This window comes from Chryseobacterium sp. WG14, from assembly GCF_024586945.1.
Classification (GTDB): Bacteria; Bacteroidota; Bacteroidia; order Flavobacteriales; family Weeksellaceae; genus Chryseobacterium.
The window spans coordinates 33,878-51,118 of the sequence record NZ_JALCZD010000002.1 but is presented as its reverse complement, the minus strand read 5'-3'; the positions used below and the strand labels follow the sequence as shown (position 1 = coordinate 51,118).

At 35.8% G+C, this 17,241-nt stretch carries 17 protein-coding genes; 9 read left to right on the top strand and 8 right to left on the bottom strand.

The features are described 5' to 3' along the window. Nucleotides 1-9: 9 nt before the first annotated feature. The 6 genes from MP478_RS03395 to MP478_RS03370 form a co-directional block, all read right to left on the bottom strand. Complete coding sequence (locus MP478_RS03395; protein ID WP_257199587.1) at nt 10-441, bottom strand: hypothetical protein; 432 nt, start codon at nt 439-441, stop codon at nt 10-12. 104 nt (nt 442-545) lie between these two features. Next, entirely contained in the window at nt 546-2,783 is a 2,238-nt protein-coding gene (locus MP478_RS03390; protein ID WP_257199586.1) for a DUF2339 domain-containing protein, read from the bottom strand. 112 nt (nt 2,784-2,895) lie between these two features. After that, nucleotides 2,896-3,603 carry a hypothetical protein gene (locus MP478_RS03385; RefSeq protein ID WP_257191001.1) on the bottom strand — a complete coding sequence of 236 codons (708 nt, stop codon included), beginning with the start codon at nt 3,601-3,603 and terminating at the stop codon, nt 2,896-2,898. 364 nt (nt 3,604-3,967) lie between these two features. Next, a complete protein-coding gene (pheA, locus tag MP478_RS03380) occupies nt 3,968-4,816 on the bottom strand; it encodes a prephenate dehydratase (protein WP_257199585.1) in 849 nt (282 codons plus the stop codon). 220 nt (nt 4,817-5,036) lie between these two features. Then, nucleotides 5,037-5,747 carry a hypothetical protein gene (locus MP478_RS03375; RefSeq protein ID WP_230034567.1) on the bottom strand — a complete coding sequence of 237 codons (711 nt, stop codon included), beginning with the start codon at nt 5,745-5,747 and terminating at the stop codon, nt 5,037-5,039. 352 nt (nt 5,748-6,099) lie between these two features. After that, nucleotides 6,100-6,507 carry a thioesterase family protein gene (locus tag MP478_RS03370; RefSeq protein ID WP_230034569.1) on the bottom strand — a complete coding sequence of 136 codons (408 nt, stop codon included), beginning with the start codon at nt 6,505-6,507 and terminating at the stop codon, nt 6,100-6,102. A gap of 137 nt (nt 6,508-6,644) precedes the next feature. Here MP478_RS03370 and dnaA point away from each other — a divergent pair, with 137 nt between their 5' ends. The 5 genes from dnaA (at nt 6,645) to MP478_RS03345 (ending at nt 10,467) form a co-directional block, all read left to right on the top strand. Then, a complete protein-coding gene (gene dnaA, locus MP478_RS03365) occupies nt 6,645-8,099 on the top strand; it encodes a chromosomal replication initiator protein DnaA (protein ID WP_230034578.1) in 1,455 nt (484 codons plus the stop codon). A 106-nt stretch (nt 8,100-8,205) separates the two neighbouring features. Next, nucleotides 8,206-8,655 carry a low molecular weight protein-tyrosine-phosphatase gene (locus MP478_RS03360; protein ID WP_257191003.1) on the top strand — a complete coding sequence of 150 codons (450 nt, stop codon included), beginning with the start codon at nt 8,206-8,208 and terminating at the stop codon, nt 8,653-8,655. Nucleotides 8,656-8,660: 5 nt separating this feature from the next. Then, nucleotides 8,661-9,161 carry a nuclear transport factor 2 family protein gene (locus tag MP478_RS03355; RefSeq protein WP_257199584.1) on the top strand — a complete coding sequence of 167 codons (501 nt, stop codon included), beginning with the start codon at nt 8,661-8,663 and terminating at the stop codon, nt 9,159-9,161. 4 nt (nt 9,162-9,165) lie between these two features. Beyond that, on the top strand, nt 9,166-9,864 hold the full coding sequence (locus tag MP478_RS03350) for an SAM-dependent methyltransferase (protein WP_230034583.1): 699 nt from the start codon (nt 9,166-9,168) through the stop codon (nt 9,862-9,864). Between the two features lie 225 nt (nt 9,865-10,089). Then, a complete protein-coding gene (locus MP478_RS03345) occupies nt 10,090-10,467 on the top strand; it encodes a hypothetical protein (RefSeq protein ID WP_257199583.1) in 378 nt (125 codons plus the stop codon). Between the two features lie 76 nt (nt 10,468-10,543). On the opposite strand, the gene MP478_RS03340 is transcribed toward MP478_RS03345, so the two are convergent. Then, on the bottom strand, nt 10,544-11,416 hold the full coding sequence (locus tag MP478_RS03340) for a DUF4349 domain-containing protein (protein WP_257199582.1): 873 nt from the start codon (nt 11,414-11,416) through the stop codon (nt 10,544-10,546). A gap of 197 nt (nt 11,417-11,613) precedes the next feature. Next, nucleotides 11,614-12,087 carry a DUF962 domain-containing protein gene (locus tag MP478_RS03335; protein WP_230034589.1) on the bottom strand — a complete coding sequence of 158 codons (474 nt, stop codon included), beginning with the start codon at nt 12,085-12,087 and terminating at the stop codon, nt 11,614-11,616. A gap of 73 nt (nt 12,088-12,160) precedes the next feature. On the opposite strand from MP478_RS03335, the gene MP478_RS03330 reads away from it, so the two are divergent. The 4 genes from MP478_RS03330 to MP478_RS03315 all read left to right on the top strand — a co-directional run bounded on the left by MP478_RS03330 (nt 12,161) and on the right by MP478_RS03315 (nt 17,237). Continuing rightward, entirely contained in the window at nt 12,161-13,006 is an 846-nt protein-coding gene (locus MP478_RS03330) for an AraC family transcriptional regulator (RefSeq protein ID WP_257191007.1), read from the top strand. Between the two features lie 89 nt (nt 13,007-13,095). Continuing rightward, nucleotides 13,096-14,406 (top strand): TolC family protein, encoded by a 1,311-nt coding sequence (locus tag MP478_RS03325; RefSeq protein ID WP_257191008.1) that lies wholly within the window; start codon nt 13,096-13,098, stop codon nt 14,404-14,406. Nucleotides 14,407-14,429: 23 nt separating this feature from the next. Further along, nucleotides 14,430-15,548, top strand: a complete 1,119-nt coding sequence (locus MP478_RS03320; RefSeq protein ID WP_230034594.1) for an HlyD family secretion protein — start codon at nt 14,430-14,432, stop codon at nt 15,546-15,548. Between the two features lie 96 nt (nt 15,549-15,644). Further along, nucleotides 15,645-17,237, top strand: a complete 1,593-nt coding sequence (locus MP478_RS03315; RefSeq protein WP_257199581.1) for an MFS transporter — start codon at nt 15,645-15,647, stop codon at nt 17,235-17,237. Nucleotides 17,238-17,241: the final 4 nt, after the last annotated feature.

Below are 17,241 nucleotides of genomic sequence, written 5' to 3'. Positions count from 1 at the left end.
TCATTTAAATTAACGGCTGGTATAAATATACAATGTTTTCTGGCCGTTATAGTCTTTTACTTCTGATCTTCCAAGAATATCTCCGTATACCAGAGTATTGGTATCTGAGAATTCATAGCCTTCAATAAATACAGGATTCGTCTCCGGAAGATTATTTTGCTTATTCAGAGAAGCTAATGAAATTCTGTCTAGCCCATAGTTACTTTTAATTTTGTATTCTGTAATACCATTTTCTGAAATAAAGCTGTATTTTTTCAGATTTTGAGGTAGGCTGGCTGGAGTATTATACACTTTTGAGCTTTGAATAATGCTTTTGTTCGCATTAAACATATCTACTGTCCCGATGATATCATGTGCAATTGCAAACTTTGCAGATGTGTTTTTCTGTGCAAATAACATTGCAGATGAAAGAAGTAAAAAAGAGTAGAGTATTTTTTTCATAATCAGAATATGTAACTGTTAAAAACGTGATAAATATAGTTCTTTTTTGTGAAATGTGGATGTAATTTCAAGATGTTTTAAATTTTGTTTACCGATAATGAAGTTTATTCAGATGGTGAATCTGCTCCATTAGCATTTTTATCTTTGTTATCCACTATTTTCACGATCATGTTTTTAAGACGCTGAAAGGTAAATGAGCTTAATAATAAGATTATTCCAAGGATAATAAATGCAATTACCCTGGAGATATTGTCCATCTGCCATACATCATAGCCATACAGCTTCAGTACCATAATGCCAATAAGGGCAAAACCTATTTTACTATATTCCTGAATATTCTTTTTTAACCCTGCATAGATGAAAATACTGGCTAAGATGGTCCATATTATAGGTAAATATAAAATATTGAAGCGCTCTGTTACTTCATAAGAGTGTAGCATGTCCTTGGCGTTAACGAGTAGATAGGAGTGATGAAGGCCACAGCTAACGGCAATGATCAGTGCCAGTGCAAAAATCCAGTAAGAGATCTTTGTCCTGTTAAAGTTTGATGATGGAATTATACTGATACCTATATAAATAAAGGGAATCCATTGCAACAGATGGATGAAATAAAATCCGGTCTGAAGTTTTTTTGACAGTATTGCTGTAACCACCGATAGAGTGGAGGCAGACGAGGTGATGATCAGTAAAAAAAGGAAAAAATAAATAAATAGTGTCTGAAAGCTATTTTGGATATTCAGTTTTTTTCTGAAAAGCAATAAGGTAAAAACGTAATACATACTGAATAATAACGCTGCATTGATGATGGCTTCCCAGGGCATTCCGGAAAGATGGTAGATCATTTCAGACAATAAAGCAGTATAGATGGCACCAAAGCTAATAATGGTTATGAGCTCTTCAGGGACATTGCTGTTTCGTGGTTGTTTTTCCTGTGTTTCTTTTAATAAAAATAGATTGATAATGCTTGTAGCAATGGTTACGAGGCTGGTTAAAAATACAGGATTAAATATAATATTCAGATTTTTTGCATTGAAATATTCTGTCCATGTGATGATCTGGGCAATAATAACAAGAGGAAATAAGATGTAAAAACAGTTTTTGAAAATTTTGTGCCCAGTTTTTTTCCAGATAAAAAGAAGAAGACTTGCTTCTATAGCCCATACACTGGTAATCAGGTGAGCTTCAAACTGAAGAGCGATGGCTATGGTAATTAAGCTTACCGTTATTCCTGCAAAAACAGAATAGGAAATGCCTGAATTTTTTCTTCCATATTCCCTGAATAAAAGCATTGCATTGAGAATGGCAAATGCTACTGGAAAGATGATAACAGGTTCATATTTTAATTCATTAAAAATATAAACAAGCCCTATAACACTGAAGAAATTAGTTAACGCAAGCATTAAAATCCCTGAAGTTGACAGGATGTTCTTTTTGATATAGTCTTGAAGGGCAAAAATATAAAAGATAATATAGCTGATACTATAAAATACAATACTTAAAAGCTCCGGCTTTTCTGTGGTCCAGGAAAACAAATAAAGGCTGGTAAAAATAAAGGCTGTCCAGCCCACACTTTTCCAACGCTGAAGGAAAGCGGTAACAAGCATTCCTATATTTAAAAGACTTATATAAATAAAAAGGAAAGTATAATTGCTCTGGCCGCTACTGATCATCAAAGGAGCTGAAAATCCACCTAATAACGAAAAGATAATCAGTACCTCACTTTTATAATAATAGGAGAGTGCAATAGAACCTGCTGTAATCAAAGTAGTGATAATAAACGCTGTATTCTGAGTGAAAAGATGATATTCCCGAAAGGCTATCGTGTCGGTAAAGTACAGAACAGCAATCCCTCCTCCAGTGATAATTGAGGCAAAAGTGGCGTAATTTTTTCGTAGGAAATGTCCGGTAAGGATAATGGTAATACCTGTACAAAGCCCTATGCCGGCGCGTGCTGTTTCTCCAATCCAGTTTTTATCAATAGCATACTTTACAAAATAACCGATTCCCAGGACAAGGGTAAAAATACCTACAATGGTGAGTGCATTTTGTTTTAAAAATTCGAAAACCGGGCTAAACCAGTCTTTTTGAGTAGCAGGAGGATCTTCACGGATTATAGTAACCGGGCTTTCTGTGTTATAAATTTCATGGGGCTGAATCTGTTGCGGAGAATTGCTTTTTTCAGAAGAAATTTCTTCCTGAACAGGCTGAGAATGATTTGATAACGGGTTAATTTTGGAATTAAGATCCGATACCTCTTTTTCAAGTTTTCTGATTTTAGTATTCAGATTGTTGAAAATAACTGCAATGATAATAATTAATATAGCAAAGAGATATTCATTCATTTCATAGTTTTTATCAAATATAGCTAAATGTTTGAAATCACCTGCAAAAATTAATCCACCACAATTCATGTGATGGATTAACTATATAAATAACTAACAATATGTTTTTTTATTAATTCGATACCTTGTAGATATAGAATGAAGCGACGCTGGATCCTAATAATCCTACATCCAAAGCTGTTGATCCTACAAGGCCAAACGAAACTTTATCTCCTGCCTGGAATGAATACACTGAGTTAAGAGAGCTTTCAGAAATGGTCAGACTTAGCAGGATAAGATTGGCTCCGCTAAATGCACGGCTGTCAATAGTAGTAGAAACTCCGGCTCTTGTTCTTACGATACCAATTCCGGGATTGTTTGCTAATATAGAAGCCTGGAGTCCTGTTCCATAACGGAAAGCAAATCCTATAGCATAAACACCCGTTGATGGAATTGTAAAGGTGTTGTCTGTGTCATTGAACAGAGCTGCTGATCCAATGGTTCTTTCTGCCGTCAAAAAGTTGACTGCTCTGAATCCTGATGGAAATAATCCTAAGCTCAAAAGGCTGATTCCTGCAGTTTTCTTTGCAGCATAAAGAGAAGAGTTGGTGTTGGCTCCGGCGTAGAGAAGCTGAGGGTCTATGCTGGCCATCTCCGAAGTTGTCGTGTTAAGACCTAGGACCTGATATCCTGTTAATGAAGGCGCTGCGGGAGTAATACGTACTTTCGCATTTCCATTGACATCTAATGTTGCTGTGGGAGCTGATGTGTTTATACCAACCTGGGAAAATAGGGGTAAAGTAGAACACGCTAGTAATAAGCTGTAAATTTTAGTTTTCATGATCGAATTTTTTTAATTAGTTTCTCCTTTTTTGGGTAAAAGCAGTAATTTGCTTTGGGTTGATGATTATATAAGTTTAATATTAATTATTTGATAATATATTAAACATATAATTATATCATGTCTTAGTATATTCCATAATTTGGTTACGGTTTTTGATTCCTTAAATTTTACTGTATCAAATTTAATAAAAAATATAATATATCTTGATGTTTTGAATTGTATTTTTTTTAACACTGCTTTTAAAGCTGAGGATTGGTATTTATATCTTTTTGATTATCAGTGGTTTTCAGTATATTTCACAACAGAAAACACTGTCATAATGACAGTGTTTTCGTGCTTTTTTGTGCTGAAAATTATAATGTTAGCTTTCTAATAGAAATTCTTTGTAATTCCCCAGAAAATCCACTTCTGCATGGATAGATTCAAGCTCCCTAAGCGCATTCCCATGAAGGATTTCTTCCCATTTGCCCACCACATTGATAAAGAAGAAATAATTGCCCAAACCTGTTTTCAAAGTTCTGGATTCAATTTTACTAAGGTTCATCTTTCTCCATGCAAAAACCGATAAAACCTGATGCAATCCTCCGGCATGATCTTCCGGAAGAGTAATAAGCATACCAGATTTTTCACCTAAAATTTCAAGACGATCACTCTGGTACTGGTTCTGTTGTTTGGAAATAATAATAAACCGGGTATGATTCTGTTCAAAATCCTGGATATTACGGTTGATAATTTTTAAACCATATAAATTGGCTGCAAACTGATTGGCAACTGCAGCAATCTTAAGGTCTTTATTTTCTGAAACATATTTTGCAGCAGCAGCAGTAGATGAAAAGTCCTGTTTGGTGATTTCTTTATAATGGGTATCCAGAAAATGGAAACTCTGTGCTAAAGCCTGGGGATGAGAATATATTTTTTCTATATCCTCTATGGTATTCCCGGGATGAATCATCAGATGATGTGCAATAGGCATCACCGCTTCTGCTTCTATTTTGATAGACGGTGTCTTATATAAATAGTCCAGTGTCATTGAAACTGTTCCTTCTATGGAGTTTTCCAATGGAACGACTGCTTTTACAGCTTCACCGCTTTCCACTGCATTAAAACAATCCAAAATACTGGCCTGAGGTAAAATTTCATCTTCCGGAAAAAGCTGGGCGGCCGCAAGCTGTGTGAAACTGGCATGAGGTCCCAAAAATGCAATCTTCATAAATTATATAAGGTTTTGTTTAAACTGAACTGCAAAGGTGCAAATTAATTCAGATATAAAGGAGCTAAAATTAATGACTGATTATAATATTAAACTTGTAATCATAGAATAGGAGCTGTTTTTTTGCCATCTATACTCTAAAAAAGGCGCTTTATGATCTTATTGTTTTTAACATCTTAAAAAAACAGGGTAGTTGAATTACTGAAATTTCTCCCTTACATTAATTAGACACTTTGTAAATATAAAAAGATGATGTACTGGATCCTAATAGTCCTACATCTAATAAACCGGAACCTATAAGCCCAAAAGAAATTTTATCACCTGCCTGCAAAGTATACAGTGAATTTATCGTGGATTCTGAAATGGTTACGCTAAGTAATATCGACAAATTGATGCCACTGAAAACACGGCTGTCTAGTATAGTCGCTGTGTTTGCTCTTGTTAGTACTATTCCGATACCCGGGGTGTCGGCTAATAGTGATGCCTGTAATCCGGTACCATAACGAAAGGTATAGCCTATAAGATATACTCCATTGGATGGAGCAGTATAAGCGCTTTCTGCATCAGAGAATAAAGTGGGATTTCCTGTTGTTTTTTCAGTTGTTGTAAAATTTACGGATCTAAATCCCGACGGAAAAATTCCCAAACTTAGCAGACTGATACCTGAAGCTTTTTTTGCTGCATACACTGATGGATTTAACGTATCTGAAAAATTTATGTTGCCCGGACTTATTTGGGATACTTCTGAATTGCTTTGATTCATGAGTAAAAATTGATATCCAGGCAAGGTGTTTGTTTGAGGAACTTGTCTTATGACGGTATTCCCATTAACATCTAGGGCTGCTTTGGGATCCTTTGTAAGGATTCCTATCTGTGCATATTGAAATATAACAATAAAAATGCAAATTAATTGGAAAGTTTTTGTTTTCATTTGATATATTTTTAAATTACAATAAAAATATAACAATTATTCACAAGTTTTTGAATTATTATTTCGTTTTAACTTACTTGCTTTTAAGGAATTTTTATCTGATTTTCAATAATATATTTATATTTTTTAAAAGAATAAATAGTTGCGTTTTCTTTAGAAGCTAAAAGAAAATTTCACCATGTAAAATATTAATATTTTACATGGTGAAATTTTCAGGTATCTGTTATAGAAAAGAAGAGTAATGCTTATTTTTAGTTTCTGTTTCCTTATATTTTAGTAATATTTTTAATTCCCGAAAATAAGCTCTTTGCAGTTTCCTTGAAAATTAATTACTGTATCTTTTACCTACAGCCTATTTCCAGTTGGCTTCAATAAACTTCATTAAAAAATCAGGACACTTTATGATCTTATTGGTTTTAGCATCTAAAAAGAACAGAGTAGTGGAAGCTTCAGTAATTTTAATATCTTCTTCATTGTAAATTTCGTACTCAAATTCAATCCTTACGCCCGGAATTTTTTTAATGTAGGTATGGATTTCTAGTTTTTGATCATATAAAGCCGGACGAATATATTTAATTTTGTAGTCTGAGACAGGTAACCAAATTCCTTGGTTTTCAATTTCATCGTATGAAATTCCTATGCTTCGGAAGAGCTCCACTCTCCCTATTTCGAAATACTCTGCGTAGTTCCCATAGTAGACATATTTCATAGGATCCGTTTCTCCGTAACGTACTCGTATTGAGTGTGTTGTGTGTATCATTTTTAATGGTAAATTATACATACAAATATATTTTTAAATAATCAATACCTGCAATATTTTTTTTTAAAAAGAAAATATTGGACCTTTGTCATCCTTCTAAAAACAATACTAACAAAACAATTAATCGGGGCCCAAATATGGACGAAAATTTAATGATGATATGGCAGAGGTGTCTTCAGTTTATGCGTGATAACTTAAACGCAGCTGAGGATGATTCTGATTTGAAAAAGCTTGAAAAATCTTTCGACCTGTTATTTGATAAAGTACAGCCACTGACCCTTGCTGACAACAACCTTACATTAATTGTTCCCAGTGATTTCTACAAAGAATATATAGAAGACAACTACTTATCCCTTCTTTCTGCAGCCCTGAAAAAAAATATCGGAAAAGGAGTGAAATTATGGTATTCGGTTATGGAAAACAGACCAAGCGGACTGGAAAAACCTGTTACCATGAATATGAAAGGGAAAAGTGTTCCTACCCCAAAAGTACAGGAAACTATGCCTCAGGGATTTTCTTCCAATATTGTAAACCCTTTTGTAGTTCCCGGAATTAAGAAAGTAAATATTGATTCTAATCTTAAGGCAGATTTTTCTTTCGATAATTATGTAGAAGGAGAAAGTAATAAATTTGCTGCTACAGTTGCCAGATCAATTGCAAAGAGACCGGGAGCAACCGCTTTCAACCCATTATTCCTATATGGAGGTTATGGTGTTGGAAAAACCCACTTGGGGCAGGCTGTAGGTCTTGAAGTAAAAAGCCAGTTTCCGGACAAAGTGGTGCTGTACTTATCCTCAGAAAAATTTATTCAGCAGTTTATTTCTGCTGCTAAAGCACATAAGCAAACAGAATTTGCAAACTTCTACCAAATGGTAGATGTATTGATCATCGATGATATCCAGTTCTTATCAGGAAAATCAGCAACTCAGGACAGTTTCTTCCATATTTTTGATCATTTGCATCAAAACGGAAAACAGATTATCCTTACTTCTGATAAAGCTCCTGCAGATATTATGGATATTCAGGACAGGATTGTTTCCCGTTTCAAATGGGGGCTTTCTGCAGAAATTAAATCCCCGGATTTAACAACACGTAAAAGAATTATTGAGAATAAACTGAGCAGAGACGGAATTGTCCTTCCTGACGATATGCTTGAGTTCCTTGCTTCGGAAGCGAAAACAAATGTAAGAGAGCTTATTGGTATTATCAACTCTGTAATTGCTTATTCTACGATCTATAAAACAGATCTAAGCTTAGAGCTGTTAAAAGAAACCATCAACAGGATTGCTGCCAACCAGAAGAAGATCATTAATATTCCTTATATTCAGGAAGTGGTATGTGACTATTTTGGAATCAAGAAAGAACAGCTTTTATCCAAAACAAGAAAAAGAGAAATTGCCCTTCCAAGACAATTGGCCATGTATTTCTCAAAAGAATTCACTAACTCTACTTTTAGTAAAATTGGTGAGGAAATGGGCGGAAAAGACCATTCAACGGTAATGTACGCTTGTGATACGATTAAAGATGTATCCAAAATAGATAAGGAAGTGAAGAAGTATGTAAAAGACCTTACAGAAAGAATCAAACAGTAGAAAATAATCATTGATTAAAATAATAAAAATGAAGAATAGGTTTATTCTTCATTTTTTATTTAGTTTTGCTAAAATAAAGGGATCTAATACTTAATTTTTTTTCAGGATGAAAATATTAATGGTTTGTTTGGGAAATATATGCAGAAGCCCTTTAGCAGAGGGGATTATGAAAACAAAAGTTCCTGAAAACTTTGTTATAGATTCAGCAGGAACCATTTCTATGCATGAAGGCGAGCATCCCGATAAAAGAGCAATACAAACAGCTGCCAACCACGGAATAGATATTTCCAGGCAAAGATCAAGACCTGTTACCAGGGCTGATTTTGAGACCTTTGATAAGATGTACTGTATGGATATCGATGTATATGCCGATGTGGTCTCGAAAGCTGAAAACGAAACCGAACGCCGGAAAGTAGCCCTGTTTTTAGAAACCGTTGGAGATCATAAAAATGCAGAAGTTCCGGACCCTTATTGGGGGGATATGAAAGATTTTGAAGATGTTTTTCAGCTGTTGGAAAAAGGTTGTAATGCTATCATAGAACAAATACTAAAATAATAGTCATGAAAAAACTGCTGCTGTTATGTCTTTTGAGCTTCAGTTTCTCTTTTGCCCAGACGAAAAATGAAACCGAAATCCGTAAACTGATGGATGACTTTATGACGTGCATCAAAACAAGGGATGAGGTTAAATACCTGTCTTTATTCCAGGAACCGGTACTCTGGACAGGAATTTATAAAGAAAGAAGCCAGGCAAAACGTCTGGAAAAAAGCCCCATAGCCGAAGCTTACTTTGCCGATGATTATAAGACCTTTATCAAGAGTTTTTCGGATGACAAATCTGAAGAAAAATTTGATAATATTAAGATTATTGAAGACGGAGCCATAGCATCTGCCAATTTTGATTACAGCTTTTGGTATGACGGCAAAATGGAAAACTGGGGAAAAGAGATCTGGACACTCATGAAAATCAATGGTGTCTGGAAAATTACTTCCGTTACCTTTTCTATGGAGCTTACCAAATACTTCCCACAACCCTCACTCAACGAAAGAACAAAAAAATAATACAATGCTTTTTTTACTCCCAGCTTATTTATCAGAAAATACCTCTATTAACCATTTTTCGCCTGTTTTAAAGGATTATATCATGCAGACGGACTATTTCTTTGTAGAAAACGAAAAAACAGCAAGAAAGGTGATTAAATTCTTTGCTCCGGAAAAGAAACAGGCCGATCTGAAGCTGTTTTTATTAGATAAATACACAGAAGGGGCTGATATTAAAGAAGCACAGGATCTGATGCTAAAAGGACAGGACTTTGGACTGCTTTCAGAGGCTGGACTGCCTTGCATTGCTGATCCGGGCAACCTGATTGTAAAATGGTGTCATGAGAAGAATATCAGAATAATTCCTATTTCCGGACCATCATCCATTATCCTTGCATTGATTTCAAGTGGATTCAATGGACAGGAATTTACGTTCCACGGTTACCTTCCTATTGATAAAGGAGAGAAGAAGAAACAGATTATGCACCTGGAAAGTTTGGTGCAGAAAACGGGGTATTCACAGATCTTTATGGAAACACCCTACCGGAACAATCAGCTTTTTGAAGATCTGACGAAATTCTTGCCATCCAGCACAAAGTTGTGCATTGCTGCCAATATCAACGATCCTGAACATGAATTTATAAAAACAAAAACAATAAAAGACTGGCAAAAACAAAAGCCGGAGCTCCACAAAATTCCTGCTGTATTTGTGCTGGGTAAATAGTTTTTCACACGTCATTGCGAGGTAAAGCCATCTCTACAGTTAATTTTATTTATACCTTAGAAATTATTTTGTTATATTATACTGAGCCTTTCAACGAGAGAACAGTAAAGTAAATATAAGTATGCAAAATCACTTTACAGTCTCATGAAGAATATTTAACAGCTATTAACATCTCCTTTGCACCATTCTTGTTTGATCTAGCTCATAACACCAAAAAATAAAATTATGTCAGACAAGAAATTAGCCGGACTGTGGATGGATACAGAAAAGGCAATTGTTGTAAAGAACCATGATGCCCAGAATGCGTTCAAGTTTTTCCTGTGCAGTCCTGTAAAAGCAGAAATACAGCATGGGAATTCAAGTGAAAATGCAGGAAATAATGCAGAACGTACTAACAGAGTAAAATTTTTTAAAGAAATAGAGCATCTCCTGACCAATTCCCAGGAAGTTTATATTACAGGCCCGGGAACCATTCAGGAAGAGCTTAAGAAGTATCTCCATGATACGGCCCAATTTAAAAACCTTAAGATAACATTAGATACAGCACAGAAGATGTCAGAGGAACAGGTGCTTGAAACTGTTAAAGATTTTTATAATGCTTAAATCATTGAAAATGCAATAAAATTCCAGGTATTATAGCTGATACCTGGAATTTTATTTTGTAAAAAACGTATTTTTATTATTTTGTTTTTCCTGACTTCCATTTTTTCCATAAGAAGATGACGATAGGAATAAGAAGCAAAAACGGCCAAAAAGAAATAATTCCCAGGAAGAAACTTACAAAACTATTCCAGCCTTCTGCCAGGGAATCAACAAATCTGCTCCCAAATCCTATGTTGGAGGTCGCTGAACTTCTTACCTTTTCTTTATATAAAATTACTTCCAACGTACTGTAATTAACCCGGTCGCCAATAAAACGAAGCCTTCCTTCCGCTACATCAATTTCATCTTCCAGTTCCCGGATATTTTCCTGGATTTCCAGCATGTCTTTCGTAGTGGCAGCACTTTTAAGCATGTCGCGGTATTTTTCAAGATATATTTTCTTATTGGCCAGTTTTATGGTAATGTCAGTGTATTCTTCAGTAACGTCATTGGATGAAATATTTTTGGAAAGAACAGAACCCACTCCATTTGAAAAAGAATTAACAAGTTCATCAAAACTTTTATGAGGAACACGAATGGTAAGGTTCAGATGATCATCAGTATCTGTATTCTGGAACTGCTCTTTCTGAATATAAGCATTATTCTTTTTTAGAATATCATTGATCTGAGATTGTGCTTTTTTAATATCGCCAACCTGGATTCTCATATCTCCGTTTTTGATCACTTTCCTTGAAATAGTATCTGTTTTTTTTGGAATGCTGGTAGAGGTTACTGCAGATGCTTTTGAAATTTCAGCAGGAGCAGGTGGTGGAGGTATTGCGACATCAGAAACAATCTTATCTTCAGAAATAACTTCCATTAAATCAGCATTCACAGCCTGCTTGTCAGCATTTGACTTGCTGCAGTTCATAAAGACAAGGAAAAATAAGGGTAAAAACAGAGTTCTCATAATTAGTTTATTAAGATGGTATCAAAAAGCATGCTTGAAATACTTATTTCAAAGGCAATACTCTCTATATACTATAAAAGATGACTTAATTGTTGTAAAGGTTGTAAAGGGCTGGAATTATTTTAATAAATAATACTTTTACGGAACTTTGGAAGGAGAATAGAAGTTATCCGGGTTTTAGTGTACGTTTTGGAAGATTAATACCGGATTCCTGTTTTTTTAAGGATGAAACTCAGCAGCCAGATAGGCCCTACCAGTAAAAATTGTAAATCTTTTAAAAAGGAAGGCTTTTTACCTTCAATTTTATGTCCGATAAACTGGAAGATCCAGGTAATAATGAATATGGTAAGATAGATGATCCATGATTGTTTTCCGAAATGAACATTGGTAAGATAGATAAAGTGTTCTGTTACCAGCATCATGAAAACCATGATGATACTGATCAGAAGGGAGAGCCGTAGATAGAAAAAGGTAACCAATAAAACAGTAATCATACTTACAATACTGATGCATCCAAAGTAAGAGAAGCAGAAATGAGGCGATGGAATAAGGGAAATGAAGCCCAGAAGAGCCCAGAAAATCAAAGGTACACAGATCCAGTGTATCAATTTGTTGGTTGCGTTTCTATGGCTCTTGCTATATTCTGCAAATAATAAATCAACCTTTCTCATAGTATAGTGAATTTGGTAAACGCTAAAATAATAAAATTTTGTAATCGGTAATAAGTTTGCTTAAATTTGTGATATGTCTGCCCTAGAAAAATTCGGAGTTGAAATTTTTACCCAACGCAATATCTTTGAGAGAATTGCTGTTGATAAACCATTCCGTCCTGAAAATCCAGCATTTATTTTTATTAAATCCGGAACCCTAAAGCTTAGGCAGCATTTCAATGACCTGGAGCTTTCATCCAATATGTTTATGGTGACCGATCCACAAACGATTTATGAAGTAGTAGCGGTGAGCGGGGATTTCCAGTCCCGGATGGTTTCCTATAAAAGAGAATTTATTTCTACTTTATCATTGAAGTTCAACCGCCTGATTACTTACCGTTATTTCAGACAGCAGATGAACAAAGGAGTGCCTTTTCCGGAAAGCGAAATGGAGGTAGTATGGAAAAGTGTCAATTTCCTAAAATATATTTTGGATTCTGAAACCGAAATGCTGTACAAAAAAGAAATGGTGGAGCATCTGTTTTCTGTTTTCTGTTACCAGATGGCGGGAATTATCTCCAAAGAAGATAACAACTCTATGAATCAGATGTCCAGGCAGGAAGAGATTGTTTTTGTATTTCTTACCGATCTTGCAGAGTACCACCTTACAGAAAGGAGCGTAGAGTTTTATGCAGAACGGCAATCCATTACAACCAGACATCTTTCTTCGGTGGTGAAGTCCGTTACAGGGAAATCTGCAAGCCAAATCATTGCTGCTATTGTCATCAATGAAGCAAAAGTGCTTTTAAACTCTTCCAATAAACCGGTTTCAGAGGTTTCTTCTATCCTCGGATTTAGCGATCAATACTCTTTTTCGCACTTTTTTAAAAAACATCTTGAGGTAAGCCCTAAACAATATAGGCATCAGTTTGAAAACTAAAATCCTACATTTGAACATCTTTTTCCAAGAATCAAACATTTGATTGATTTTGTTATTGCCCTAACTTTGTATTCGTAAAACAAGGTAAAATGACAAAGAAAATAAAAACAGCACTATCTCTTTTGATAGCAGCTTTTCCTGCGCTGTTTTTTTCTCAACAGATTAAACAGATGACTGCCGATGAGGTTGCCGAACTGGCAGTTCGAAACCACCAGCAGTTAAAAGTTTCTGCTCAGAATATTGACATCGCCAAACAGAACACTAATGTTGTAAAACTTCAGAAGTTACCCACCATTACGGCTTCTACAAGCCAGTTCTACTTGGGAAATGCGGTAGCTATTGACAAAGATTTTTCAAATTCCACCACTATTCCTATGCCCCATTACGGAAGTTCATATGCGGTACAGGCAACACAGCTGATTTTCAAAGGAGGATTGGTGAGTAAGTCTATTGAAATGGCAGGTCTCCGGGAACAGCTTTCTGAATTGGATCTGGAGAAGAATAAACAGGATGTGAAATTTTTAGTGATTTCAAATTATCTGGATATATACAAAACGTTGAATCAGGAAGAAGTATTTCAAAACAACAAAAAGCTGGCTCAGGAACGTCTTAAAAATATCCAGAAGTTCTATCAGCAGGGCATGGTGACACGAAATGAGGTGATTCGTGGTGAATTGGCTATTAAAAACCTGGATCAGGGGATTTTAACCCTTTCAAACAATAAAAAAATCCTTAACTATAATTTAAATATCGCATTAGGTTTATCATCCGACACAGAGATTGTTCCTACTGAAAGTATTGAAAATAAAGAATCAGGAATAGGAATGGAATATTATATGAGCCTGGCTCACGATAGTAACCCTTTGATGAAATCAGCACAGAAAAACAGAGATATAGCAGATAAGAATATTGAAATTATAAAGACCGATAATATGCCTACTATAGCTGGATTTGGTGGCTATACTTTGCAGAGGCCAATTACCACAAGAAACCCTGTTTTGGATATGTATTCAGGAGGGTGGCAGACGGGGGTTTCCCTTAGCTACAATATAGATACACTGTATAAAACAAAAGAAAAGGTAAAATTAGGTGAGCTGCAAAAGAACCAGGCTAATGATGCCATAACACTGACAGAGCAGAACATCGATATGGGAGTGAATGCTGCCTATACAAAATACCAGGAGGCAATTCAGCAGGCGGATATTCTGAACGATTCAAAAAGACTGGCGGAAGAGAATTACAAGATTACGGAAGCCAAGTATCTGAACCAATTGGCCGTACAGGCAGAAATGATTGATGCCCAGAACCAGAAACTGCAGTCAGAACTTGATTATGCCAATGCGGAGATCAATGTTTTGTATCAGTATTATAACCTTTTGAAATCTACAGGAACTCTTTAATTTTTAAAACTGAAAACACCACAATGGAAAACAAGGAACAAACGACTCAAAATACACCTCAAACTCCTGCAAAACCAAGCGGGGAAGGTAAAAAGAAGCAAAATAAAAGAAATAAAATCAGAGCAATCATTTCCAACATCATCGTTTTTATGTTGATTGGTTTCGGGCTGTTCTGGTTAATCCGTGAATATTTCCATATCGGGAATAAAACCTATACAGAAGCCGCTCAGGTTGAGGAATTTATTAATCCAATCAATACAAGGGTTTCTGCCTATATCAAAGACATTAAATTTATCGAACACCAAAAGGTAAAAAAAGGAGATACCCTGGTGGTTCTTGACAATCGTGAAATCCTGACACAATTGGGACAGGCTGAAGCTGCTTATCAGAATGCAATAGCTCAGAAAACAGCTACGGGCTCTTCTGTAAATACAGTTTCCAACAACATCAACGTAATGGAATCCAATATTGCCGGTGCTAAAGCCCGACTTTGGAACGCCGAACAAAACTTAAACCGGTATAAAAATCTTTTGTCAGCTGAAGCGGTGACAAGACAACAATATGACCAGGTAAAAACAGAATATGATGCTCAGAAAGCAGCTTATGAAACGCTGGTTAATCAGAAGCAGTCAGCAAATCTATCTACAACGGAAGTGAAAAGCAGGCTGGGGATTAATGATGCAGAAATCAAAAGAACGAAATCTGCGTTGGACATGGCAAAAATTAACCTTTCATATACGGTAATCACGGCTCCTTATGATGGGGTAATGGGAAGAAGAACGATTTCCGAAGGCCAGCTGATTCAGCCGGGGCAGCAGGTGGCTACCATTGTTTTGAATGGTCAGAAGTGGGTTACTGCTAACTTCCTTGAAAGTCAGATGCCTACTATTAAAATTGGTGAAAAAATAACGATGTCGGCAGATGCCTTGGGTGGTAAGAAGTTTGAAGGAGTTGTCACAGCAGTGTCTGCGGCTACCGGATCAAGATATTCAAGTGTACCTACCGATAACTCTACCGGAAACTTCATTAAAGTGCAGCAAAGAATCCCTGTAAGAATAGAATTTACAGCTTCCAATAAAAAAGAAGATATGGATAAACTGAGTGCAGGAATGAATATGAATGTGAATATTAATGAAGACTAAAAGATATAAGATGTCAGATTTCAGACCTAATGTTATGATGGAAACTGAAGATGAATGTAAAAAGTCTGTTATCTGATATCTATGATCAAAAAAAACATGTACAATAAAGGATTATATAACGACTGGGTACCTAAACCCATACAGTTGCTGCTGATTGTATTACTGCTTGCAGTGGTAATGCCGCTTGGCGGGGTCTATACTGGGAATATCAGCCATTTGGTGAGCGGTACCGGAGCGTTAACAGAATATTTCATGTGGGCCAATTATGCCACTACCATTGGGATGGGAGCATGTATGCCGGTTGTTCTCAGAATGAAAATGAGATTCAAAGTACGAGATAAAATGGTATTGCTGCTTGTGCTTTTAGGGCTGTTGAGCTATGTGAATGCCACCACTTTAGAGCCAATGATTTTTGTATCTACCTCTCTTCTGATTGGATTTATGAAAATGATGGTCACTATAGAATTGTTCCTGCCACTCATGATGATGATTGGTAACCGGGGAATGTTTTATGGACTGTTCTATACATTTGTTTTGGTAATGAATCAGATAGCAGCCTATTATGCTGCCAAATTTTCCCTTCTGTATAACTGGCAGCAGTTTTACATCTTTATTTCAGTTTTATGTTTTGCGTTGGCACTTATTCACTGGATCTTTATGCATAATAAATATTTTGCGCTGAAAGTCCCTCTGCATTATATCGACTGGCTAAGTATACTGCTGTTTATATCCACTTTTATGTTTTCGGCATATGTGTATTCTTTCGGCAGACAACAGGATTGGCTGAATTCAAAACACATTATTAATGCTAGTATTGCAGCTTTTATAAGCTTTGCATTGCTTAGTATCCGTCAGTTAACCTTAAAGCGACCTTATCTTTCATTTAAAATATTTACAAAAAATAACGTGCAGCATGGTCTGTTTATGTTATTTTGGCTGGGAATGTTTTTAGGAACAGCCTCTCTTCAGACGACTTTTGCCGTGGGAGTTTTGGGATATGATCAGGTGACTAATGCCGTGCTTAGTTTACTTATGATTCCCGGAATTATATTAGCCGGAGCTATTGCTGTATTCTGGTTTAAAAAAGAAAAACCGCTGAAGATGTATATATTTTCAGGTTTTGCCGGGATGATAGGATATGCCATCATTATGTATTTTTCGATGGTATTGGAATTTAGTTATGATCATTGGTATCTGCCGATGTTCCTAAAAGGCTATGGAATGTGTTCACTGTTTATTTCAGTATGGTTTTATACTTTAGATAAGCTTGAAATGGATGAAATGCTTGCAGCAATAGGACTTGTGTTGGTATGGCGAACTTTTCTGGCAGTAGGTATTTTCTCAACCCTGTATTCCTGGTTTCAATACCGGTTTCAGATTACAGCAGTAGGAGATCTTGCCGTTTATATGGATGGTATGATGGTTACCCCTCAGAATGTTGCTGCCAATATGAAGGTTATCCAGCTGAATGCTATTATTATCGCCACCAAGAAGATATTCGGGTATATCATTATGGTGGGATTCGGAGTATTGTTGTATGTAATCACCCATCATTTTGGAGCAAAACGTTTCCAATACCTGAGATTTGTAAGGGTAATTGGAGGAAAATCCGTTATTGCAAGAAGAAGACTTCATGAACGAAAAAAATTATTAGAAGAAATAAAAGACGCAGCCGGACCTGCGGTATAAAAAA